At 59.5% G+C, this 22718-nt stretch carries 22 protein-coding genes; 5 read left to right on the top strand and 17 right to left on the bottom strand.

The window, feature by feature from the left end:
• Positions 1-75 precede the first annotated feature (75 nt).
• The 12 genes from E3W21_RS11510 to E3W21_RS11455 all read right to left on the bottom strand — a co-directional run bounded on the left by E3W21_RS11510 (position 76) and on the right by E3W21_RS11455 (position 15078).
• On the bottom strand, positions 76-2010 hold the full coding sequence (locus E3W21_RS11510; protein WP_134419839.1) for a methyl-accepting chemotaxis protein: 1935 nt from the start codon (positions 2008-2010) through the stop codon (positions 76-78).
• 150 nt (positions 2011-2160) lie between these two features.
• Positions 2161-3453 (bottom strand): adenylosuccinate synthase, encoded by a 1293-nt coding sequence (locus E3W21_RS11505; RefSeq protein ID WP_010464193.1) that lies wholly within the window; start codon positions 3451-3453, stop codon positions 2161-2163.
• A gap of 54 nt (positions 3454-3507) precedes the next feature.
• Positions 3508-4695, bottom strand: coding sequence for an ATP phosphoribosyltransferase regulatory subunit (locus tag E3W21_RS11500; protein ID WP_134419837.1), 1188 nt, complete (start codon positions 4693-4695; stop codon positions 3508-3510).
• 315 nt (positions 4696-5010) lie between these two features.
• Positions 5011-5880: a protease modulator HflC gene (gene hflC / locus E3W21_RS11495; RefSeq protein WP_008156983.1), complete on the bottom strand. Its 870-nt coding sequence runs from the start codon at positions 5878-5880 to the stop codon at positions 5011-5013.
• The gene (gene hflK, locus E3W21_RS11490) at positions 5880-7049 is read right to left on the bottom strand and encodes an FtsH protease activity modulator HflK (protein WP_134419835.1); all 1170 of its coding nucleotides are present in this window, start codon (positions 7047-7049) and stop codon (positions 5880-5882) included. The genes hflC and hflK overlap by 1 nt, the downstream gene beginning before the upstream one ends.
• Before the next feature lie 96 nt (positions 7050-7145).
• Entirely contained in the window at positions 7146-8447 is a 1302-nt protein-coding gene (hflX, locus tag E3W21_RS11485; RefSeq protein ID WP_033055543.1) for a ribosome rescue GTPase HflX, read from the bottom strand.
• A gap of 12 nt (positions 8448-8459) precedes the next feature.
• Positions 8460-8720 (bottom strand): RNA chaperone Hfq, encoded by a 261-nt coding sequence (gene hfq, locus E3W21_RS11480; RefSeq protein WP_007902656.1) that lies wholly within the window; start codon positions 8718-8720, stop codon positions 8460-8462.
• A 94-nt stretch (positions 8721-8814) separates the two neighbouring features.
• Entirely contained in the window at positions 8815-9786 is a 972-nt protein-coding gene (gene miaA / locus E3W21_RS11475) for a tRNA (adenosine(37)-N6)-dimethylallyltransferase MiaA (RefSeq protein ID WP_134419833.1), read from the bottom strand.
• The gene (gene mutL, locus E3W21_RS11470; protein ID WP_134419831.1) at positions 9786-11696 is read right to left on the bottom strand and encodes a DNA mismatch repair endonuclease MutL; all 1911 of its coding nucleotides are present in this window, start codon (positions 11694-11696) and stop codon (positions 9786-9788) included. Before mutL ends, miaA begins: the two co-directional genes overlap by 1 nt.
• The gene (locus tag E3W21_RS11465) at positions 11693-13120 is read right to left on the bottom strand and encodes an N-acetylmuramoyl-L-alanine amidase (protein WP_129438979.1); all 1428 of its coding nucleotides are present in this window, start codon (positions 13118-13120) and stop codon (positions 11693-11695) included. Before E3W21_RS11465 ends, mutL begins: the two co-directional genes overlap by 4 nt.
• Positions 13121-13591 (bottom strand): tRNA (adenosine(37)-N6)-threonylcarbamoyltransferase complex ATPase subunit type 1 TsaE, encoded by a 471-nt coding sequence (tsaE, locus tag E3W21_RS11460; RefSeq protein WP_134419829.1) that lies wholly within the window; start codon positions 13589-13591, stop codon positions 13121-13123.
• Positions 13579-15078, bottom strand: coding sequence for an NAD(P)H-hydrate dehydratase (locus E3W21_RS11455; protein ID WP_134419827.1), 1500 nt, complete (start codon positions 15076-15078; stop codon positions 13579-13581). The genes tsaE and E3W21_RS11455 overlap by 13 nt, the downstream gene beginning before the upstream one ends.
• Before the next feature lie 63 nt (positions 15079-15141).
• On the opposite strand from E3W21_RS11455, the gene queG reads away from it, so the two are divergent.
• A complete protein-coding gene (gene queG / locus E3W21_RS11450) occupies positions 15142-16206 on the top strand; it encodes a tRNA epoxyqueuosine(34) reductase QueG (protein WP_134419825.1) in 1065 nt (354 codons plus the stop codon).
• 89 nt (positions 16207-16295) lie between these two features.
• Here queG and E3W21_RS11445 read toward each other — a convergent pair whose 3' ends face one another.
• Positions 16296-16907 (bottom strand): trimeric intracellular cation channel family protein, encoded by a 612-nt coding sequence (locus E3W21_RS11445; protein WP_008153267.1) that lies wholly within the window; start codon positions 16905-16907, stop codon positions 16296-16298.
• A 97-nt stretch (positions 16908-17004) separates the two neighbouring features.
• A complete protein-coding gene (orn, locus tag E3W21_RS11440) occupies positions 17005-17547 on the bottom strand; it encodes an oligoribonuclease (RefSeq protein WP_008035288.1) in 543 nt (180 codons plus the stop codon).
• 107 nt (positions 17548-17654) lie between these two features.
• Here orn and rsgA point away from each other — a divergent pair, with 107 nt between their 5' ends.
• From rsgA to E3W21_RS11420, 4 genes are all read left to right on the top strand, one after another.
• On the top strand, positions 17655-18686 hold the full coding sequence (gene rsgA, locus E3W21_RS11435) for a small ribosomal subunit biogenesis GTPase RsgA (RefSeq protein ID WP_134419823.1): 1032 nt from the start codon (positions 17655-17657) through the stop codon (positions 18684-18686).
• Positions 18687-18898: 212 nt separating this feature from the next.
• Positions 18899-19306 (top strand): TIR domain-containing protein, encoded by a 408-nt coding sequence (locus tag E3W21_RS11430; RefSeq protein WP_134419821.1) that lies wholly within the window; start codon positions 18899-18901, stop codon positions 19304-19306.
• A gap of 3 nt (positions 19307-19309) precedes the next feature.
• Positions 19310-20269, top strand: a complete 960-nt coding sequence (locus tag E3W21_RS11425; RefSeq protein ID WP_134419819.1) for a caspase family protein — start codon at positions 19310-19312, stop codon at positions 20267-20269.
• On the top strand, positions 20269-20754 hold the full coding sequence (locus tag E3W21_RS11420; RefSeq protein WP_134419817.1) for a toll/interleukin-1 receptor domain-containing protein: 486 nt from the start codon (positions 20269-20271) through the stop codon (positions 20752-20754). Before E3W21_RS11425 ends, E3W21_RS11420 begins: the two co-directional genes overlap by 1 nt.
• A 42-nt stretch (positions 20755-20796) precedes the next feature.
• On the opposite strand, the gene E3W21_RS11415 is transcribed toward E3W21_RS11420, so the two are convergent.
• The 3 genes from E3W21_RS11415 to E3W21_RS31750 form a co-directional block, all read right to left on the bottom strand.
• On the bottom strand, positions 20797-21066 hold the full coding sequence (locus E3W21_RS11415; protein WP_134419815.1) for a hypothetical protein: 270 nt from the start codon (positions 21064-21066) through the stop codon (positions 20797-20799).
• A gap of 354 nt (positions 21067-21420) precedes the next feature.
• Positions 21421-22377 (bottom strand): hypothetical protein, encoded by a 957-nt coding sequence (locus E3W21_RS11410; protein WP_134419813.1) that lies wholly within the window; start codon positions 22375-22377, stop codon positions 21421-21423.
• Entirely contained in the window at positions 22368-22715 is a 348-nt protein-coding gene (locus E3W21_RS31750) for a hypothetical protein (protein WP_256661548.1), read from the bottom strand. Before E3W21_RS31750 ends, E3W21_RS11410 begins: the two co-directional genes overlap by 10 nt.
• Positions 22716-22718: the final 3 nt, after the last annotated feature.

Raw genomic sequence — 22718 nt, 5'->3', positions numbered from 1 at the left:
CGCTCCCACAGGGGAACGCATTCCAATGTGGGAGCGAGCTTGCTCGCGATGACGCCAGACCAACCAATACAAATATTAAGCCCGGAACTGCCCCAGACTCGCCTTCAACTGCGCTGCCAACCCATCCAGCACCTTGCCGCTGGCCGTGGTTTCCACCACCGCTTGAGCCGCCTTCTCAGCCTGCACATGAATGGTTTCAACCCGACCGCGCACCGCTTGCGCGCCTTGCGCCTGATGCGCCGCTGCCTGCGTTGCCAGACCAATCGCCGCATGAACCTGCTCGACCGACGCCTGCACCGATTGCTGCAACCGCGCACTGTCACGCAGCACCAGCAAACCTTCGCTGGCCTGACGCCCGGCCTGACCGATCGCTGCCACCGCCTCACGCGCACCTTGTTGCAAGGCAACGATGTGCGCCTGAATGTCGCCGGTGGAGCTCTGTGTCTTGCTCGCCAGCGCCCGCACTTCATCGGCCACCACAGCAAACCCGCGACCGGTCTCGCCCGCACGCGCCGCTTCGATCGCCGCGTTCAGCGCCAGCAGGTTGGTTTGCTCGGCGATCCCGTGAATCACCGTCAGCACCACTTCAATCTGCTCACTCTGCTGCGCCAGCCGCTCGATAACTTTCGCCCCGGTATCGACCTGCCCGGCCAACGCCTCGATCAGGCTGCCGACTTTCGCGGAGGTCCGCGTGTTTTCATCCGTGGCCGAACGAATATCCACCACCTGCTGCAAAGCTGCCTGCATGGCATGACTTTCAGACTGGGCTTCGTCAGCCATTTGCGACAACGCACGCAGGCTCTCGGCTACTTCATCGCGCTGCATGCCCGCCGCTTTATCGGCCCCGGCATTGCGTAAAGTCATGGCGCCGATTTCCACGCCAGTGCGTTGAGCCACATCGCCCGCTTCGCGCACGATCGGCTGCAACTTATCCACAAAGCGATTGACCGCCGAGGCCATGTCGCCGATTTCGTCCTTACTGTTGATCTGCACGCGCTTGGTCAGGTCGCCCTCGCCCGCAGCCAAATCATCCATGGCCGCAATCAGCAATTTCAAGCGATTGACCACCCGACGGCCCAGCACCACCGCGAGCAACAGCAGCACACCGCATCCCACCAGCGCCAGACCCATGCCGATGCGCCAGCGCAAGGTCGCCGCAGCTTCCTGCACAGTGCTGGTGGTATTGGCTTTCATTTCAGATGCCGTGGACTGAGCGGACGTCAGACGCGCACGCATCGCCGTGGCGCTATCAGCTGCCGCGCCCTTGAGGCTGTCGCCCACCAATTGATCACTGCTGGCGATCAGCGCCGAGAAGCGTTTGTCCAGGGCCGCCAGATCGGTTTCCACCGAGGCGGTCGAGACACCCATCAAGACCTTGCCGATTTCCACGCCGTTAGGATTGATCGAGGCTTCGAGGTAATAGACCGATGGATCGTTTTTCGCCGCATCCAGCACCTTGTCCAGGGCGCGCTCGCCCTGACCCTTCTCAAGCAGCGCCTTGTTGATCGGGTTCTCGCGGTTGAGGTAGCGCGTCAGATGCTGCCCCGTCGCGTCGTCGTAGACCACGAATAGCACATTGGGATTACGCTGAGCCCGGCGGGCAAATTCGGACAGGGTTGGAACATCGCTGTCCCACATGGCGCGGGGTGCGACCGAAGCCAGAAGCTGCGCCATATCATTGGCGGAGTCCTTCAGATCCTTCTCCAGCGTCGCACGCAGTTGTGCCTGCTCGTCCTTCAATCGCGAGGACAAACCCGCCGTAAGGCGCTGACGAGTACTGGTGGAGAGACTGTCGAGGCTCGACGTGACTTCACGCCCTGCCTGCTCAAGCTCACCGGAAAGTTTTTGACTGTCGGCACCCAGGCGCACACCCAGATCGGCTTCCAGTGCGGTCACTGTGCTCCGAGTCAGGGCGACAGCCACCAGCACCTGCACCAACAGTGCGATACCAAGGGTAACGAACACAGGCCGTAATAGACGGCTTTGTAACAGTGAGAGAACGGCCGACACTTAGAATCCCTCTGCTTTAACGCCATTAAATTGATGGCACGCTAGAAGCGATGCGCTTAATGAAGTTCACAGCAAGGGTCGTGCCGTCCGACAGACAGAAACGACAAAGGCCCCAATTAAGGGGCCTTTGTGTTTTACATCAACGACTTATTAAGCGAACGGGTGACGCAGAACGATGGTTTCGTTGCGGTCCGGGCCCGTCGAAATAATGTCAATCGGCGCACCGACCAACTCTTCAACGCGTTTGATGTAGTTGCGTGCAGCCTGTGGCAGCTCTTCCAGGGTCTTGGCACCGACGGTGGATTCGGTCCAGCCCGGCATCTCTTCGTACACCGGCTCCAGGCCGATATAGCTGTCGGCGTCAGTCGGTGCGTCGATCACTGCACCATCCTGGTTCTTGTAGCCAACGCAGATGTTGATGGTTTCCAGACCGTCCAGCACATCCAGCTTGGTCAGGCACAGGCCCGAGATGCTGTTGACGTCGATAGCGCGACGCAGGATGACGGCATCGAACCAGCCGCAACGACGGGCACGGCCGGTGGTAGCGCCGAACTCGTGGCCGCGCTTGGCCAGGAAAGCACCCACGTCATCGAACAGCTCAGTCGGGAACGGACCCGAACCAACACGAGTGGTGTAAGCCTTGGTGATGCCGAGGATGTAATCCAGGTACATCGGACCAAAACCCGAACCGGTAGCGATGCCGCCCGCGGTGGTGTTGGAGCTGGTGACGTACGGGTAAGTACCGTGGTCAATGTCCAGCAGGGAGCCTTGGGCGCCTTCGAACATGATGTCTTTGCCAGCGCGACGCAGTTCGTGCAGCTCAGCGGTGACGTCGAGCATCATCGGCTTCAGCAGCTCGGCGTATTCCATGCACTCGTCGAGTGTTTTCTGGAAGTCGATCGCAGGCTCTTTGTAGTAATTGACCAGAACGAAGTTGTGGTAATCCAGCAACTCGCCCAGCTTGGCGGCGAAACGCTCGCGGTGGAACAGGTCACCGATGCGCAGGCCACGACGTGCAACCTTGTCTTCGTACGCCGGGCCGATGCCACGACCGGTGGTGCCGATCTTCAGCTCGCCACGGGCCTTTTCACGCGCCTGGTCCAGCGCTACGTGATAGGACAGGATCAGCGGGCAGGACGGGCTGATACGCAGGCGCTCGCGCACCGGTACGCCTTTCTCTTCCAGCTTGATGATTTCCCGCAGCAGAGCGTCGGGGGCAACCACCACGCCGTTGCCGATCAGGCACTGCACGCCTTCGCGCAGCACGCCCGACGGGATCAGGTGCAAGACGGTTTTTTCGCCATCGATCACCAGGGTGTGACCAGCGTTGTGGCCACCCTGGTAGCGCACTACGGCGGCAGCATGTTCGGTCAGCAGATCAACGATCTTGCCTTTGCCCTCATCACCCCATTGGGTGCCCAGGACTACGACATTCTTACCCATAACACTTGTCCTCATTCGCGCAAACTTGGTGCCGGCCGCGGCCGGCAGGAAAACTCAAGAAGCCAGTGGCGATACTTGCCAAAGCCCGTTCTGCTGAATCAATTGCCGGTCGCAGTCCGCTTCACGGGCGGCGGCCAAAGGTTGTCCAGGCAACGCCTGAACGACACGCTGACCCTCACTGCGCAACTGGCAAACCTGCTGCCAGAGTGCCGCATCCGTACTGTCAGGCATCCAGATACCGCCAGACGGTAACTCGATCTCAGCACGCCCCAGGGTCACCAGGGTTTTCAAATCGGTAGAGAAGCCGGTTGCCGGACGGGCGCGACCGAAGTCGGCACCGATGTCGTCGTAACGACCGCCCTGAGCAATGGACTGGCCAACACCCGGTACGAACACCGCGAACACCACACCGGTGTGGTAGTGGTAGCCGCGCAACTCGCCCAGGTCGAAATACAGCGGCAACTCCGGGAAGCGCGCGGACAGACGTTCGGCAATCGCCAGCAAGTCGTCCAGAGCTGCCAGTACCGGTGCCGGCGCATTCGCCAGACGCTCACGGGCAGCGCTCAATACTTCACGGCCGCCACACAGGTCGACCAGCGCCCGCAACATGCCCGACAGATCGGCAGGCAAGCCTTCGGTCAAGGTAATGACCTCGTCGATGGCTTTACGTTGCAACGCATCGAACAACTGTTGTTCGACTTCACCGGACAAACCGGCGGCGCGAGCCAGGCCGCGGTAGATACCGACATGACCGAGGTCCATGTGCACATCCGGCACATCGGCCAGTTGCAGCATAGCCAACATCAGGCTGATGACTTCCACGTCGCTGCTCGGGCTGGCATCGCCGTACAACTCGGCACCCAGCTGGATCGGGCTGCGCGAGGACGACAAGGCGCGCGGCTGAGCGTGCAGGACGCTACCGGCATAGCACAGACGGCTCGGGCCTTCGCGACGCAAGGTGTGCGCATCGATGCGCGCCACTTGCGGCGTGATGTCGGCACGGAAACCCATCTGCCGGCCCGATTGCGGGTCGATGACCTTGAAGGTACGCAGATCGAGGTCCTGGCCCGCGCCGGTCAGCAGGGATTCCAGGTACTCGATATGGGGAGTCACGACAAACTCGTAACCCCAGCTCTGGAACAGATCCAACACCTGACGACGCGCAATTTCAATTCGCGCCGCCTCTGGTGGCAGTACTTCTTCGATGCCATCTGGCAGCAGCCAGCGGTCTACCGTTGCCATTACGCCATTCCCCTATGATCCGGGCGGCCAGCCTTTGGGCGAGCCTTGAGTGAAGCAGAAAATGATCGGCTCATGCGCAAACCACGCGCATAAACAACGGGGCGAAAAGCCTGAAATCGGCTTCGCCAACCACTTTCCTCGAAAAACCTGTCGAGTCATTCAACTCGGACGCCTGCATAAAAACAGCAATCAAACGTGCAGACGCAAAAAAGCCGGGAATTTCCCGGCTGCCGCATCATACACACGTTTTCCCAAAGGATCACCCCGCCCGAGGCGTTAGCCGCCAGGCGGGGGATGATTCAGGTCAACGTCGTATCAAGGCTTGGCTTTTTCCAGGTAACGGAAGAAGTCGCTGCTTGGGTCCAGGACCATGACGTCGGATTTGTTCGCAAAGCTTTCACGGTAGGCACGCAGGCTACGGTAGAAACCGTAGAACTCCTGATCCTGGCCGTAGGCCTTGGAGTAGATCGCAGCCGCCTGGGCATCACCGTCACCGCGAACCTCTTCGGATTCACGATAGGCTTCAGCCAGCAACACGCGGCGTTGACGATCAGCGTCGGCACGAATGCCTTCCGACAGTTCGTTACCCTTGGCGCGGTGCTCGCGAGCTTCACGCTCACGCTCGGAACTCATGCGCTCGAACACGCTGCGGTTCACTTCTTTCGGCAGATCGATAGCTTTGACCCGAACATCGACAACTTCGATACCCAGCTCTTTTTCCGCCATCTTGTTCAGCGAAGCGGTGATATCGGTCATCAGCGCATCGCGCTCACCGGAAACCACTTCGTGCAGCGTGCGCTTACCGAACTGGTCACGCAGGCCCGACTCCAGACGACGGGAAAGTCGCTCGTCAGCAATCTGCTTGAGGCCGGAAGTCGCGGTGTAGAAGCGCTCGGCATCTTTCACGCGCCACTTGGCGTAGGCATCAACCATGACGGCTTTCTTTTCCAGCGTCAGGAAGCGTTGTGTCGGTGCATCCAGCGTCATCAGGCGTGCGTCGAATTTGCGCACCTGGTTAACGTAAGGCACTTTCACATGCAGGCCCGGCTGAACATCAGTCTGGACCACACGACCGAACTGCAGCAGCACCGCACGCTCGGTCTGAGCCACGATGTAGAAGCAGTTCCAGGCAGCGATCGCCACGACGACGCCGACAATAAGGGCGATCAGCGATTTATTGCTCATCAGCGACTCTCCCTGGTACGTGCTTGCTGTTGCTGCAGATCGGCTGCACGCACATTCGCTTCATTGCTGGTGGCTGCCGCGCCGGTCACCGGAGTGCTGGTGTTGCGACCGCTTTCGACCATCTTGTCCAGCGGCAAGTACAGCAGATTGCTCTGGCCATTCTTGTTGCCGGTCACGAGAACCTTGCTGGTATTGCTGAAGACTTCCTGCATGGTGTCCAGGTACAGACGCTGACGGGTCACTTCAGGTGCCTTGCGATACTCGCTCACCAGCTTGGTGAAGCGATCAGCCTCACCCTTGGCGCGCGAGACGGTTTCGTCACGGTAACCATTGGCATCTTCAATGATGCGCTGGGCCTGACCACGAGCTTCCGGCACGACACCGTTAGCGTAGGTTTCAGCCTGGTTACGCGAACGCTGCTCGTCTTCACGGGCGCGGATCACGTCATCGAAGGCTTCCTGCACTTCACGCGGTGCGGCTGCGCTCTGTACGTTGACCTGAGTGACGGTGATGCCGGTGCGGTATGTATCCATGAAGCGTTGCAGACGCTCCTTGATTTCGCTGGCCATCAATTCACGACCTTCGGTCAGCACCTGATCCATAGCGGTGGAACCCACCACGTGGCGCAAGGCACTTTCGGTCGCGTGCTGCAGGCTGATTTCCGGCTGATCGACGCTCAGCACGAAGTCCTGCAGGTTGCTGATCTTGTACTGCACGGTCAGCGGCACTTCGACGATGTTCTCGTCTTCAGTCAGCATTTGACCCTGCTTGGTATAGGCACGCTCACGCGTGACGTTTTCCAGGTACTTGCGATCGATCGGCGGGAAATAGATGTTCAGGCCCGGGCCAACGGTTTCGTAGTACTTGCCGAAGCGCAGCACCACGGCTTGCTCCTGCTCGTCGACCACATAGACCGCGCTGTACAGCCACACGGCCGCCAACACGACCAGGCCGATGCCGAGCAGACCGCCGAAGCCGCCACTCCTGCCCGAACCGCCACCGTCATCACCGCGTTTTTTACCACCACCGAACAACCCGTTCAGGCTTTCCTGCAGCTTTCGGAAGGCCTCGTCGAGATCCGGTGGTCCCTTGCGGTCGCCGTTATTGCGGCGCTTGCCACCCCAAGGATCCTGATTATTCGAGTTGCCACCCGGCTCATTCCAAGCCATAGCGCTCTCCATCTGATAAAGCAAAGACGCACCCACGGCGCGCCGACCAATGCTACAGAATGCCCGTCACCGCGGCACAACCGCTTTTCCAGGCTTTTATTGCAAAGTGTGTTGCTCGATGAACTCTGTCGGCACAACGCCTTCACGGCTGACCAGCCGATTGAGCTCCGAACGGGGCAATCGAACGGCCAGCAAGCTGACACCTTCTTCGTCGTGTTCTTCTTTTTGCACCGCACCGAGCTCGAAAAACTGCGCACGCAGTCGAGCGAATCGTTGCGGCAAGCGCAAGGTACCGATAAACAACTCACTGCCCAGCAACTCGGCAATGGCTTGCTCAAGCAATTCCAGACCACTGCCATCACGCGCCGACAGCCAGACCCGTTGAGGCTTGCCGTTTTCGTCGCGCTGGATTTGTGGCTCAACGCCTTCAAGCAAATCGAGTTTGTTATAGACCTCGAGGATCGGCAAGTCCTGGGCACCGATCTCGCCCAACACCACCATCACCTGCTCGATCTGCAACATGCGATCCGGTTCGGCCGCATCGATCACGTGCAACAGCAGATCGGAGTTGCTCGACTCTTCGAGGGTAGACCGAAATGCCTCGACCAGCTTGTGGGGCAAGTGGCGGATGAAACCCACAGTGTCGGCCAGGACAATCGGCCCCAGGTCGTCCAGTTCCAGACGGCGCAAGGTCGGGTCCAGCGTGGCAAACAACTGGTCAGCCGCGTACACGTCGGATTTCGTCACGTTATTGAAGAGCGTAGATTTACCGGCGTTGGTGTACCCCACCAAAGACACGGTAGGGATATCCGCACGCATACGGCCACGTCGCGACTGTTCGCGCTGGCTGCGTACTTTTTCCAACCGGCCTTTGATCTGCCGCAGGCGAACTCGCAGCAAACGGCGGTCGGTTTCCAGTTGGGTTTCACCCGGGCCACGCATGCCGATACCGCCACCTTGACGCTCAAGGTGAGTCCAGCCACGAACCAGCCGGGTGCTCATGTGGTCAAGCTGGGCCAGTTCTACCTGGAGCTTGCCTTCATGGGTACGGGCGCGTTGGGCGAAAATATCGAGAATCAGACCGGTGCGGTCGATCACGCGACACTCGAAAACACGTTCGAGGTTACGTTCCTGACTGGGCGTGAGGATGTGATTGAAGATCACCAGATCTGCCTTTTCGGCATGGACCAGGTCGCGTAGTTCCTCGACCTTGCCGCTACCGATCAGGAATTTGGCGGTTGGCCGATGACGCGGCACGTTAAAAAACGCAACGGTCTCGGCGCCGGCCGAATTAGCCAATTCCTGAAACTCCTGCGGATCTTCGCGCGCCTCAGGGTCCTGTCCATCCAAGTGAACGAGGATCACTCGCTCACCACCACCGTGGCGCTCAAAGAACAAAGGAGACTCCTATCAGGCGTTACCTGGCTCAGCGTCACCTGCTTCGGATTCGGTTGCGCTAGGCAGACGAATTGGACGAACCGGCACCACTGTAGAGATAGCGTGTTTGTAAACCATCTGGCTGACGGTGTTTTTCAGCAGGATAACGAACTGGTCGAAAGACTCGATCGTGCCTTGCAGTTTGATCCCGTTGACCAGGTAGATGGAAACCCCCACTTTCTCTTTACGTAAAGTATTCAAGTAAGGGTCTTGTAGCGAATGCCCTTTTGACATGTGCCGCACTCCTTTAAGGATTCAATATAAAAAATAGGTAAACAAATAGCTTGGGGCCGTCACACCCCCAAGGATAGACGGCAATTGCAAGGACTCAGCTCAATATGGAGATGGTCCCAAGGTATTTCAAGGCGCGCGGCAGATTGTCGCAATCGAGGCTGTCCAACCAGTGTAAATCAGCCCAACTGCGCAGCCAGGTGAACTGGCGCTTTGCCAATTGGCGCGTGGCAATGATTCCACGCTCCTGCATCTCGGCTTGCGTCAGCTTGCCATCCAGGTAGTCCCAGACTTGTCGGTAGCCTACTGCACGTATAGACGGCAACCCGGCATGCAGGTCACTTCGCTTACGCAGGGCTACGACCTCGTCAATGAATCCCTGTTCCAACATATTCGTGAATCTTTGTTTAATTCGCTCGTGCAATACCTGGCGATTTGCCGGGGCAATGGCCAAGTTCGCGACAGTATAGGGCAATTGTTGCAGTCCCGAGGCGGCTGCTTCAGTACTTTGCGCAGATTGTCGCAACCTTAGTGCAGTCATGCTCTGACCGCTGACGCGATAAACTTCCAGTGCTCGACTGAGTCGCTGTGGATCGTTCGGATGAATACGCGCGGCGGATTCCGGATCAATGACCGCCAGTTGATTGTGCAGGGCTTGCCAGCCAAGGCGTGCAGCTTCTTCTTCGATCTGTGCGCGGACGTCCGGATCTGCCGCTGGCATGTCTGCCAGACCTTCAACCAAAGCCTTGTAATAGAGCATTGTGCCGCCCACCAGCAGCGGAATTTTGCCCCGCGCGGTGATCTCGGCCATGGCTTCGAGGGCATCACGACGGAAATCTGCGGCCGAATAGCTCTCTGCCGGGTCGAGAATATCGATCAACCGGTGTGGAAACTCAGTCAGAAGCTCTTTTGAAGGCTTGGCGGTGCCGATATCCATACCACGGTAGACCAGCGCCGAATCGACGCTGATCAGCTCGCAAGGCAAGACTTTGGTGAGTTCGATGGCCAGGTCGGTCTTGCCGGCGGCGGTCGGCCCCATCAGGAAAATCGCAGGAGGGAGCTGGTTCATCAACGACCGCGCAAGAACAGTTTGTCCAGATCGTCCAGGCCCAGTTGGGTCCAGGTCGGTCGGCCATGGTTGCATTGACCGCTGCGTTCGGTGTTTTCCATATCCCGCAGCAGACCGTTCATTTCCGGCAGGGCCAGACGCCGATTCGCACGAATCGCGCCGTGGCAGGCCATGGTGCCGAGCAATTCGTTCAGGTGCGCCTGAATCCGGTCGCTGGTGCCGTATTCCATCAAGTCCGCCAGAACGTCACTGACCAATCGATTGGCTTCAGCTTGCTTGAGCAAGGCCGGGATCTGCCGGATGGCCAGGGATTCCGGGCCCAGACGCTGCAATTCAAAGCCCAGACGCTGGAACCACGCGACGTGTTCTTCGGCGCAATCGGCTTCACGCTGACTGACCGCCAGGGACTCCGGCACCAGCAGCGGCTGACCGCTCAGGCCTTCGCTGGCCATGGCGATTTTCAGGCGTTCGTACATGATCCGCTCGTGAGCGGCATGCATGTCCACCAGCACCAGGCCCTGGGCGTTTTCCGAAAGAATGTAGATGCCTTTGAGCTGCGCCAGTGCATAACCCAGCGGCGGAACATCGTCCTGCCCGGCCGGAAGTGCGACAGCATTCGCTTCTGGCAACGGCGCAAAGAACTCCCGGTAGGCAGCCCGAGCTTCAGCCACAGGCACACCCGATTGAGGCCGCGGAGAGTACTGATATTGATAACCGGCACCAGCGCCCGAGCCGGCCGGCGTATTGAACGACGGCTGGGCCTGAGGCTGCTCCAGCAAGGCATTGGCCGCCAGACGCATTTCGCCCTGAGGACCGAACTCGCCAGCATCAATGCCGGTGGGTCGAACGATGGCCGTCGCGACAGGCGCGGCCAGATGGTCTTCCGGCCGCACATCGCCCAAGGCGCGGTGCAGGGTGCCATAGAGGAAATCGTGAACCATGCGCCCGTCACGGAAGCGCACTTCGTGCTTGGTCGGGTGCACGTTGACGTCAACGCCGGCCGGATCGACTTCGAAAAACAGCACGAACGTCGGGTGCCGACCATTGAACAGCACGTCGCGATAGGCCTGGCGCACCGCGTGGGCCACCAGTTTGTCGCGTACCGCTCGGCCATTCACAAAGAAATACTGCAAGTCTGCCTGGCTGCGGTTGAACGTCGGCAAGCCGACCCAGCCCCACAAATGCAAGCCATTGCGCTCGATCTCGATCGGTAGCGCCTGCTCGAGGAAACCCGAACCGCAAATCGCCGCCACACGCCGGGCACGGGCCGCGTCATCATGGGCTTCATGCAGGCTGAGGATGGTTTTGCCGTTGTGGCGCAAATGGAACGCCACGTCGAAGCGCGCCAACGCCAGACGCTTGATCACTTCTTGCAGGTGATCGAATTCGGTTTTTTCGGTTTTGAGAAACTTGCGTCGCGCCGGGGTGTTGAAGAACAGGTCGCGCACTTCCACCGAAGTGCCCACCGGATGGGCCGCCGGCTGCACGCGAGGCGCCATGTCCCGGCCTTCGGTTTCAACCTGCCAGGCCTGATCGGCCTCTTTAGTGCGAGAGGTGAGGGTCAGACGCGCCACGGAGCTGATGGATGCCAGGGCCTCACCGCGAAACCCGAGGCTCATGACCTGCTCGAGGTCTTCCAGATTGCGGATCTTGCTGGTGGCGTGACGCGCCAAAGCCAGCGGCAGGTCATCGGCAGAAATGCCGCTGCCATCGTCGCGCACCCGCAGCAGCTTGACGCCGCCCTGCTCCACATCGACATCGATGCGCTTGGCACCGGAGTCGAGGCTGTTTTCCAGCAGCTCCTTGATCACCGAAGCCGGGCGCTCAACCACCTCACCGGCGGCAATCTGGTTCGCCAGTCGCGGGCTGAGCAGCTCGATGCGAGCCGTGTTGGTCAACACCTGGTTCATTCTTTGGCCGCCAGTTCAGTGCCAGGAATGGTCAGGGTCTGACCGATTTTCAGCTCGTCACTCTGCAAGTTGTTGGCGCTGCGCAGGGTGGCCGGGGACACCTGATAACGCACGGCAATCATCGCCAGCGTTTCGCCCGGGCTTACCCGGTGGTCACGCGGGCCTTGGGCAATCTTGCCGGAATCACGCAGCCAGGCAATGTAAGTGCCCGGTGGCGGGTTCTGTTGGAAGAACTGGCGCACACCGGCGCTGATGGAACGCGCAAGGGCCTGCTGGTGGCTCGCCCCGGACAACTTGGACGCTTCATTGGCATTGGAGATAAAGCCTGTTTCCACCAGGATCGATGGAATGTCCGGCGATTTCAGCACCATGAACCCGGCCTGCTCCACCCGCTGTTTGTGCAACGGCGTGACCCGGCTGATGTTGCTCAAGACCTTTTGGCCAACGTCCAGACTCGAAGTCAGGGAAGCGGTCATCGACAGGTCGAGCAGCACGCCGGCCAGCATGCGGTCTTTGTCGTCGAGGCTGACGCTGCCAGCACCACCGATCAAGTCGGAACGGTTTTCGCTGTCGGCCAGCCACCGGGCGGTTTCCGAGGTGGCGCCGCGATCGGACAAAGCGAACACCGACGCACCGAAGGCTGCCGCAGACGGCGCGGCGTCGGCATGGATCGAGACGAACAGGTCGGCGCCTTTCTTGCGGGCGATTTCAGTACGGCCACGCAGCGGAATAAAGTAGTCGCCGGTGCGGGTCAGTTCGGCGCGGAAGCCTTTCATGCCGTTGACCTGACGCTGCAGTTCGCGTGCGATGGCCAGTACCACGTCTTTTTCACGCTGACCGCGAGAGCCGGAGGCACCCGGGTCTTCGCCGCCGTGGCCGGCATCGATGACCACAACGATGTCGCGCTTGCCGGCCGGGGCTGGCGGCAGCTTCACCGCGGGCTCCACCGGCGTGACCGGTACCGGGGCTACTGTCGCGACGTTGGTCGGCGCCGGAATTGGCGCGGCGTCGGCGGCGCTATCGAACAAGTCGACCACCAGACGATTGCCGTACTGGGCGTTTGGCGCCAGGGTAAAACTTTTCGGCGTCACGGCTTTTTTCAGGTCGATGACTACCCGCAGATCGGTTGGCGTACGTTGAGCCGAGCGCATGGCGGTGATCGGAGTGTTCGAGCTGTTGACGTTCAGCGGCGCCCCCAGTGACGCGCCATTGATGTCGATGACCAGCCGATCCGGGGCGGTCAGGGTAAAGACACTGTGCTGGACAGGACCGCTCAGGTCGAACACCAGTCGTGTGTTGTCCGGAGCCCGCCACAGGCGAACGCTGTTGACCTTTGTCTCGGCCACAGCGTCGACGGTCACCGCCAAAAACAACAATCCTACGGCAGCTACCATCGCGCGAAAGCGCATACCTAACCCCATCATTTAATTGGTTTCCAATGCCAAAGCGGCACACCACGACTCGCCACGCGAGCCCTGGGATAAAATTTTCAGCGAACGCCCGCTGTCTTGCGGGCTAATGGTAATGGTCAGGTCGGGCTTTGGCAAAAAGCCTGCACCCTTTTCGGGCCACTCGATCAGGCACAACGCGTCGTCTTCGAAGTAGTCGCGGATACCGAGGTACTCCAGTTCTTCAGGGTCGACCAGGCGATAGAGGTCGAAATGGAAGGCCCGGATGTCACCAATCTCGTAGGGTTCGACCAAGGTAAACGTAGGGCTTTTTACCGACCCTTTATGCCCCAGCCCTCTGATGATGCCCCGGGACAGCGTGGTTTTCCCCGCGCCCAGATCTCCCTCGAGAAAAATCAGACCGTGCCCTTCGGTGGTTTGCGCGATGCGTGCGCCAAATGCGGTCATCGCCTCTTCATCAGCCAGGTACAGGGTTATTTCAGACACGGTGCTTGCTCCTCCAACAACTGACGAATGGCTGGAATCAGATCACTGGCCGTCAGCCCACGGCCCGATTTACCTTCTTGCGCGCCGGCATTGGCGTGCAGCCAGACGGCCAGGCAGGCGGCGTCGAACGCCTCCATGCCTTGAGCCAGCAACGCGCCGACCAGACCGGCCAGCACATCACCCAAACCGGCGGTGGCCATGGCCGGATGGCCCTGATGACACAACGCCAGGCGCCCATCGGGGCTGGCGATCAGGCTGCCGGCGCCTTTCAGCACCACGACAGCTGTATATTTTTTGCTCAATGCGTGAGCCGCCGCAGGACGATCGGCCTGCACTTCGGCAGTGCTCATCCCCAACAAGCGCGCCGCTTCGCCCGGATGCGGAGTGATCACACAATCCTTGGGCAAGCTCATGTGCTCTGTGGCCAGCAGATTCAATGCGTCGGCGTCCCAGACTTGCGGCAGCGGCGCGTTGGCAGCCGCCGACAAAAGGCTGCGGCCCCAGGAAGCCTGACCCAAGCCTGGGCCGACAACCAGCACGGAAACCTTTTGCAGCAGTTCCATCAGTTGATTGGCCGACGAAGTGCCCAACACCATGGCTTCGGGGATTCTCGCCAGGGCGGCCGGAACATGCTCACTGCGCGTCGCCACGGACACCATGCCCGCACCGCTACGCAGGGCACTTTGCGCGCTCAGCAGGATGGCGCCGCCAAAGCCGCGATCACCGCCAATCAGCAGGACGTGGCCGAATTTGCCTTTATGGGAAGTTGGAGCCCGGCCCGCCAGACGCGGCAAGGAACTGGCCGTCAGGCGACGTGCGCTGATGGCGACTCCGTCAAACGACTCGGGGGAGGCTTGCAGATCGTTGAACACCAACTCGCCGACCACGTCTGCAGCATCGCCGGTGAACAGACCCAGTTTCAGGCCGATGAATGTCACCGTCAGGTCAGCCCGCACCGCAGCGCCGAGTATTCGGCCGGTATCAGCGCACAACCCCGAAGGGATATCCACCGCCGCAACCGGCAGCCCGCTGCCGTTGATCGCTGCAATGACGCCCGCGTAGGGTTCTCGCACCTCTCCCGTCAGACCGGTGCCGAGCAAGCCATCCAGCACAATACCGCGCAACTCGGACTGTGCACTAAAGGCTTGAACCGCGACGCCCTCAGACACCGCCTCAGCATGGGCCAATGCCGCGTCACCCTGTAAACGCTTGGGATCACCGGCCGCCAGCACCCGCACATGCCAGCCCGCACGTCGGGCCAGCACGGCCACCAGATAACCGTCGCCGGCGTTATTGCCATGACCGGCCACGACACTCAATTCATTCGCCGACGGCCAATGACGGACCAGCGCACGCCAGGTCGCCCGCGCCGCGCGCCGCATCAATTCGAAGCCCGGCGTGCCGGCCGCAATCAGGCTCGCATCGAGGGCTCGCACTTGCGCGGCGCTATACAGCGCGTCGGGTAAATCATCTTTAGTGTGCGGCATGCGTCTTCGGGCTCCGATGTCTGGCAGAATTATACGCACCTCAGCTCCGGTTTCTCTCGTCTCATGCCCGCAATTACCACAGACCTGCCCGCCCTCGCCCAATCCATCAAGGATTGGGGCCGCGAGCTGGGCTTTCAGCAAGTTGGCATCAGCGGCCTCGACCTGGCCGAGCATGAGCAGCACCTGGAGCGCTGGCTCGCGGCCGGCTACCACGGCGAAATGGACTACATGGGCGCCCACGGCAGCAAACGCTCACACCCGGAAGAGCTGGTGCCCGGCACGCTTCGGGTCGTTTCCCTACGCATGGACTACCTGCCGGGCGACACCGAAATGGCCAAACGTCTGGCACAACCGGAAAAAGCCTACGTCTCGCGCTATGCCTTGGGCCGCGATTACCACAAATTGATCCGTAAACGCGTGCAACAACTGGCCGATAAAATTCAGGCTGAGATCGGCCCGTTTGGTTTCCGCGCCTTCGTCGACAGCGCGCCGGTGCTGGAAAAAGCCATCGCGGAACAGGCCGGTCTTGGATGGATCGGCAAAAACACCCTGGTCTTGAATCGCAAGGCCGGCAGTTATTTCTTTCTCAGCGAACTGTTCGTCGACCTGCCGCTGCCGGTTGACCCGCCACACAGCACCGAACATTGCGGCCGCTGCACGGCGTGCCTCGACATCTGCCCGACCAACGCCTTCGTCGGCCCTTATGTACTCGACGCCCGACGCTGCATCTCCTACCTGACAATCGAACTGAAAAGCGCGATCCCGGAAGATTTGCGGCCACTGATCGGCAATCGGGTGTTCGGTTGCGATGATTGTCAGATCGTCTGCCCGTGGAACCGCTTCGCCCGTCCGTCCGGGGAAAGCGACTTCAAGCCACGGCACAATCTGGACAACGCAGAGTTGGCCGAACTGTTCATGTGGGACGAGGACAAGTTCCTTAGCAGCACCGAAGGTTCGCCGTTACGCCGAGCGGGTTACGAGCGTTGGCTGCGTAATTTGGCGGTGGGTTTGGGCAATGCGCCGTCGAGCATTCCGGTGTTGGAAGCGTTGAAGGCGCGGCGGGACTATCCGTCAGAGCTTGTGCGTGAGCATGTCGAGTGGGCGTTGAAGCAACACGGACTTGTGTAGGAGCTGCCGCAGACTGCGATCTTTTGATCTTAAAAAATCAAAGTCAAAAGATCGCAGCCTTCGGCAGCTCCTACGGGGACCGCGTGGTGTCAGGCTTCGTCGTTATAAACGAATTTCGGCATTTCCCAGTGAAAACGGATTGCCAGTAACCGCAGCAGGAAGCCACCAAACAAGGTGATCAGAATCGCCTGTTCGCCGGGCAGTTGCAGATAGATGCAGAGCATGTAGCACCACGCCGCAGCGAACGAGACGCTGGCGTAGAGTTCGCGGCGGAAGATCAGCGGGATGTCGTTGCAGAAGATGTCGCGCAGGATGCCGCCGAAAACCCCGGTGATTACACCGCTGACGGATGCTACGAGCATGCCGTGGCCCATTTCCAGCGCGGTCATGCAGCCGATCAGGGTGAACGCCACCAGGCCCACGGCGTCGAGCACCAGAAACAGCGAGCGCAGGTGGCGCATCCAGCGTGCAGCGAAGACCGTGAACATCGCCGCCACCGAAGTTAGCACCAGGTATTCCGGGTGTTTGACCCATGTCAGTGGGTAGTGACCGAGCAGCACGTCTCGCACCGAACCCCCACCCAAAGCCGTGACGCAGGCAATCAGCACCACGCCAAACCAATCCATCCCGCGACGACCGGCAGACAGGGCACCGGTCATGGCTTCGGCGGTAATGGCGATCAGGTAAAGCATCAGCAACATGGCGGCGGTCCTTGCAGGAAGGCGCGCAGTCTACTCACTTCACTGAGGCCCCAAAAGAGGGCAAGTGCAGCTCCTACACAGGGGACGTAGTCCGCAATCAGAACTTGATGAAATGCTTGCGGTAATGCTGCAGCTCGGCGATCGATTCGCGGATGTCATCCAGGGCCAGGTGAGTGCTGCCCTTTTTGAAGCTGTCGCGCACGTCCGGCGCCCAGCGTGCGGCCAACTCTTTCAGAGTCGAGACGTCGAGGTTGCGGTAGTGGAAGAAGCTTTCCAGGGATTTCATGTGGGTATAAAGGAAGCGACGATCCTGGCAGATGCTGTTGCCGCAGATCGGCGACTTGCCCTTCGGCACCCATTTCTCCAGGAAAGCGATGGTTTCGGCTTCAGCTTCGGCCATGCTGATGCGGCTGTCGCGAACGCGCTGGGTCAGGCCCGAGCCGCCGTGTTGACGGGTGTTCCACTCATCCATGCCGGCGAGAATTTCGTCGCTGTGATGGATGGCGATCACCGGACCTTCGGCCAAGGTGTTCAGGTCACTGTCGGTGACGATGGTGGCCATTTCGATGATGACGTCGGTATCAGGGTTCAGACCGGTCATTTCCAGGTCGATCCAGATCAGATTCTGCGGGTTTTGCATGTGTCGGCTCCTAGGCAATGCTGCGCAGTTTAGCCTAGGGCGGCGGCAGGGCGTGCTAAACTCGCGGCCGTTTTACCTAATCGCTGCATTCTTGATACGGAACACCCATGGCCAAACGCCAACTCAATCGTCGTCAAAACTGGCGCATCGAAAAGATTCAGGGCGAACGCGCTGCCCGCGCCGCCAAACGCGAGTCCTCGGCTGTCGAGGCACTTGAGGGTGGCGACCTGGGTCCGGAACAGACCGGCCTGGTGATCGCGCACTTCGGTGTGCAGGTCGAAGTCGAAGCCCTCGATGGCGATTTGGCCGGCCAGGTGTTCCGCTGTCACTTGCGCGCCAACCTGCCGGCGCTGGTGACCGGCGATCAGGTGGTCTGGCGTGCCGGCAACCAGGGCATCGGCGTGATCGTGGCGCAACTGCCGCGCAAAACCGAACTCTGCCGCCCGGACAGCCGTGGCCAGCTCAAGCCTGTCGCGGCCAACGTCGACATGATCGTCATCGTCTTCGCGCCGCTGCCCGAGCCTCACGCCAACTTGATCGACCGCTACCTGGTCGCCGCTGAGCACGCAGGGATTCGTCCGTTGCTGTTGCTCAACAAGTTCGACCTGATCGACGAGCAGAACGCCCCTGCGTTGAATGCCTTGCTGGCGGTCTACCGCACGCTGGGTTATCCGGTGCTGGAAGTCTCGGCGCACCACGGCAATGGCATGGAGCAACTGCAGAAGCAGCTGGACGGACGCATCAGCGTCTTCGTCGGCCAGTCTGGCGTCGGCAAATCCTCGTTGGTCAACAGCCTGTTGCCGGAAGTCGAAGCCCGTGTCGGCCCGCTGTCCGAGCTGTCCGGCCAGGGCACCCACACCACCACGACCGCGCGGTTGTTCCACTTCCCCGGTGGCGGCGAGTTGATCGACTCCCCGGGTATCCGCGAATTCGGCCTGGGCCACGTCAGCCGTGCCGACGTCGAAGCCGGCTTCATCGAGTTCAACGACCTGATCGGCACCTGCCGCTTCCGCGACTGCAAACACGACCGCGAACCGGGTTGCGCCCTGCTCAAGGCCCTGGAAGAGGGTCGCGTGCAGCAGCAACGGATGAACAGCTACCGCTCGATCATCGCCAGCTTGCCGGAAACAACCTACTAAACAGTCGCACCCATCGCCCCCACACTGACGGGGCGATGGGACGCTTGTTGCATCCTACAAATCCCCCTGCCGATTAAACGTCAGACCTCTCTGTAAGGCTCCCGCACGCCAGTTTGTAGGAGCTGTCTCTTTCACCGCGCAGGCCTTGTCGCGGCCACTCAGGTGCATACATTCGAGCCCTCTTCGCACTCCGGCGATACCGAGGGACACCCATGCAAACCTATCATTTTTTCATCAGCCACTCGTGGAATTACCCCCACGCCCACGACAACCTCGTGCGCCTGCTCAACGCGAAGCCCGGCTTCACGTTCAAAAATTTTTCGGTCCCGCCGGACAACCCGATCATCGGCGCGAAAACAGACAAACAACTTGAAGAAGCCATCGAAAACAAGATTCGGCCCTGCTCGGCAGTGCTGATCATGGCGGGGATGTATTCGACCTACAGCAAGTGGATCAACAAGGAAATCGAGATCGCCAGGCGTATGGGCAAGGTGATCATTGCGGTCAAGCCATTTGGTGCTGAGCGCATTTCTACCGTAGTACGCCGGGCGGCACATGCCGAATGCGCCTGGAACACCAACAGCATCATCAGTGCCATTCGCACTCACGCGGCGGGTTGAACCATGCGCAAGGGATTGTTCATCGGGATCAACCATTACGCACACGTCTCCCCATTGAGCGGATGCAATAACGACGCGATGGCCATGGCCTCGGTGCTGGAGCGTCACGCCAACGGGCGGCCGAACTTCAGCAGCAAGGTGCTGACCTCAGCCGAAGATGACCTTTCGCTGTCGACCATGAAGCAGCACATCCAAAGCCTGTTTTCCGGCGATTGTGATGTGGCGCTGCTGTATTTCGCCGGCCACGGCCAGTTCGATACCAGCATCGACGAGGGGCTGCTGATCCCTCAGGACTTTGCACCGGGTGGCGATGGTATTCGCATCAGCGACATATTGAGTTGGGCGGACAACGCCCCCCACATCAAGAACAAAATCATCATCCTCGACTGCTGCCAGGCTGGCGCAGCTGCCGCGATGCGCGGGTTACGCGGCGGCAGCAGCGTCATCGGCGAAGGCATGACCATTCTCACCGCCTGCAAAAAAGATCAGGTTGCGCTCGAAGGTCGCGGCCACGGCGTGTTTACCGACCTGTTGCTGCAAGCGCTGCACGGTGGGGCCGCCAACGTACTGGGCAAGGTCACTCCCGGCAGCGTGTATTCATTCGTCGACAATGCGTTGGGCGCGTGGGAACAACGGCCAGTGTTCAAGACCAACGTCTCGCAATTTGTCCCCTTGCGCGAAGTCACGCCCCTGATCGCCGAAGAGACCCTGCGCAAACTCAAGGACTGGTTCCCGGAACCCAGCCATGTCTTTGCGCTGGACCCCAGCTACGAACCTACGGAAGCCGCGTTCGACCCGGAGCACGGCGAAGTCTTCGCCCAATTGCAAAAATGCAATCGCCACAGCCTGATCGAACCGGTGGACGCCGAGCACATGTATTACGCCGCCCTGAACTCAACCGGTTGCCGCCTTACCGCCCTCGGCGCCTATTACCGCGAACTCGCAATCAAGGGACATTTCTAATGCCTGTATTTATCAGTTACCGCCACACCGACCGCGTCCAGGCGATGGCCATCAATGCGCGCCTGAAGCAGGCGAACATTAAAACCTACCTTGATGTGCTAGACACCGAATCCCAGCAAACCGACGACATTACCACCGTCATCACCCGCAACATTACCGAATGCACACACTTGCTGGCGGTGGTCTCGCAGGAGACGGCCATGTCCTGGTGGGTGCCGTTTGAAATCGGCGAAGCAACCATCAGTGATCGCAGGATCTGCTCTTACAAGATCGGTCCTAGCGCGCTGCCGCTGTACCTCGATAAATGGCCGAAGCTGAGTGGTGACACCGATCTCGATTTTTTTATCGATGCCTATCGCAAAGAGGCCATGTCGGAGCGCTCGTTAGGAATGGAGTCCTTCAGCGAATCCATTCGCGGCACCTACAAGCGTGATGCCGATCTGTTCCATGACCAGCTCAAGAACCGCATTCTCCGCGGTTACTGACAGGCACAAAAAAGCCGCGATCATCTCGCGGCTTTCTGTTCTTCAGAGTACGACTTTTTCCAGCTTCCAGCCTAAGGCATCCAAGGCGTCACAACCGTCCTGGATCAACACGTGGGCTGCATTGGCGAAATGCTCCAGGTCGTGACCTTCGGCGTCTTTTATACACAGACACACGACGCTGTTGAGAAGATTACGGGCGGCTTTTATGCGGTGTGTGGCGGTTTCAAGAAGATCGGAAGCGCGGGCTTCGGTGTCGATGTACAGCGTCGGGCCGACGCTGAAGTTGCCTTGGAGCGGGTGGTATCTGGACATGGTATGAATTCCTTCTGAAAGATGAAACTCCCACCCTTTTCGCGGCTAATCGAATGGAGTGGCAGCTGTACGTGGGTTAGCCGACCGGTCAGAGGAACCCGGCACACCCGAAGGTGTCCCACGCACAGCCACCATAGACAGATATGTCAGGCAGCAAATAGCGCCGCGATTATACGGGCGCTCGTGCATTCCTCTCAAACGACCGGCTAAGGTCCGTCACCGATTCGTCGGCGACGGACAAACTATAGGTGAGCCTTAAGCGAAGAAAAACCCGGTTTATACGTCTCGGAGCCGTCCTACACCTTTCTCGGAAATGCCTCTTTCTTCGATTTTTTACCGCTCGCGGGGGATAGATCAACCTTCTTTCGATACGCCATAACCCTGCTCGTGTTCCAGATCGACAAGCCGAGTGATAGGGCCATTGGCTTGAAGGCGGTCAGTGACAATCTTTGGCCACAGGTTGCGGGAGCGGCGTTTGGCGAGGCTGTAGGTGAATTCCTGGATTCGATCCTGGGGATAGAGCATTGGTTCGAATATCAGTTTTGCGACATCGCTGGCACCTAGGTAATTCTTGCCACCCGACTCCTTTTTCGCCTGTTTTAACTGCGCCAGTGTTTGTTTGAAGCTGTCGCTCATTTTGGGGCGCACGGCCAGCTGGCTTTTTACGAATGCATCCGACTCACTGTGATTACCGTGCTCGTCGAAATAAGGACCATTGTTCATATAGGAACGGATGTACTCCCAAAAGCCTTTTTGCATCGCCAGCGATTTGCCAAAGGGCGGACCGAGGCTGACCATCAGCGCCGTTCCCGGCTCTTCAAATTTCCACATACGAATTTCCAGTGAAGCGTTTTGCATGCCACCGATTTGAGTGCCGACGAACTGAAACTCATTGGCTACAGCTGAAATGCCATCCCACGGGGCATGGTAAAGATCGCCGTCATGATCGAAGTACACTTCGCGAGTGCGGCGGTTAAACAGAATGGGTAGAGGTAAAGGACGAAGGGTTTCCCACAGAAACGGTACTAAAAAAAAAGTAGCCACCATAATCAAGCCTATGGGGACACCATCCCATTTTCCCTTGAGAATCAGCAACGCTTCTATACATAGCATTCCGAGCGCAACCCACCCAAAAAGCCCTGTTAACAGCCCCCGGTCTGAATCTCCGCCTGCCTCCAACGCCAAGTAGTGCTCGGTGTGCTCGTCGGTAATGAACAATTCCATCGGTTGTTCACCCGTCGGTTTGTCCGCTTCAAGCATCACCCTGGGTATAGCGCTGTAGCGAGGGTGTTCTGGCGTATTCATATCCATGCTCGTTCCGTGATTTTTACTGCTGGCAGCGTCAGTCCTTCTTGTGGGGAGTAGATCAACTCGCCCTCGATACGTCTCAGGTCTCGCACGCCATCCTCATGGTACACACGGCGGTAAGGGGTGGTGCCTGCTGATACAGGAATACGACTGCCACTATGTCGGGCAAAGTCTTTGCCTGTCCATTCGACCCTTTTGATCTGGTCGGGGTGGTAACCGAGGGTATCGCCCCAAACCTCAATGCCCTTGAAGTGAATCATGGCGTCGGTCAGCGGCACATTTTCTCCCGGCAGTTTCAACATCAGATACGTGGAGGTGACTTGTCCTTGATAGGGATTCATTTC

Source organism: Pseudomonas sp. F01002 (assembly GCF_004402115.1).
Lineage (GTDB): Bacteria > Pseudomonadota > Gammaproteobacteria > Pseudomonadales > Pseudomonadaceae > Aquipseudomonas > Aquipseudomonas frigoris.
This window is presented reverse-complemented; position numbering and strand designations above follow the sequence as displayed.

Bases quoted from the DNA above. Each gene is read 5' to 3' on its own strand.
- queG (WP_134419825.1), top strand. From the start codon at position 15,142: ATGCCCGCAATTACCACAGACCTGCCCGCCCTCGCCCAATCCATCAAG.
- E3W21_RS11430 (WP_134419821.1), top strand. From the start codon at position 18,899: ATGCAAACCTATCATTTTTTCATCAGCCACTCGTGGAATTACCCCCAC.
- E3W21_RS11455 (WP_134419827.1), bottom strand. From the start codon at position 15,078: ATGCCGCACACTAAAGATGATTTACCCGACGCGCTGTATAGCGCCGCG.
- E3W21_RS11420 (WP_134419817.1), top strand. From the start codon at position 20,269: ATGCCTGTATTTATCAGTTACCGCCACACCGACCGCGTCCAGGCGATG.
- E3W21_RS11425 (WP_134419819.1), top strand. From the start codon at position 19,310: ATGCGCAAGGGATTGTTCATCGGGATCAACCATTACGCACACGTCTCC.
- E3W21_RS11500 (WP_134419837.1), bottom strand. From the start codon at position 4,695: ATGGCAACGGTAGACCGCTGGCTGCTGCCAGATGGCATCGAAGAAGTA.
- E3W21_RS11505 (WP_010464193.1), bottom strand. From the start codon at position 3,453: ATGGGTAAGAATGTCGTAGTCCTGGGCACCCAATGGGGTGATGAGGGC.
- E3W21_RS11415 (WP_134419815.1), bottom strand. From the start codon at position 21,066: ATGTCCAGATACCACCCGCTCCAAGGCAACTTCAGCGTCGGCCCGACG.
- E3W21_RS11410 (WP_134419813.1), bottom strand. From the start codon at position 22,377: ATGGATATGAATACGCCAGAACACCCTCGCTACAGCGCTATACCCAGG.
- mutL (WP_134419831.1), bottom strand. From the start codon at position 11,696: ATGAACCAGGTGTTGACCAACACGGCTCGCATCGAGCTGCTCAGCCCG.
- miaA (WP_134419833.1), bottom strand. From the start codon at position 9,786: ATGAACCAGCTCCCTCCTGCGATTTTCCTGATGGGGCCGACCGCCGCC.
- E3W21_RS11445 (WP_008153267.1), bottom strand. From the start codon at position 16,907: ATGTTGCTGATGCTTTACCTGATCGCCATTACCGCCGAAGCCATGACC.
- E3W21_RS31750 (WP_256661548.1), bottom strand. From the start codon at position 22,715: ATGAATCCCTATCAAGGACAAGTCACCTCCACGTATCTGATGTTGAAA.
- orn (WP_008035288.1), bottom strand. From the start codon at position 17,547: ATGCAAAACCCGCAGAATCTGATCTGGATCGACCTGGAAATGACCGGT.
- hflC (WP_008156983.1), bottom strand. From the start codon at position 5,880: ATGAGCAATAAATCGCTGATCGCCCTTATTGTCGGCGTCGTCGTGGCG.
- rsgA (WP_134419823.1), top strand. From the start codon at position 17,655: ATGGCCAAACGCCAACTCAATCGTCGTCAAAACTGGCGCATCGAAAAG.
- hfq (WP_007902656.1), bottom strand. From the start codon at position 8,720: ATGTCAAAAGGGCATTCGCTACAAGACCCTTACTTGAATACTTTACGT.
- hflK (WP_134419835.1), bottom strand. From the start codon at position 7,049: ATGGCTTGGAATGAGCCGGGTGGCAACTCGAATAATCAGGATCCTTGG.
- E3W21_RS11465 (WP_129438979.1), bottom strand. From the start codon at position 13,120: ATGATGGGGTTAGGTATGCGCTTTCGCGCGATGGTAGCTGCCGTAGGA.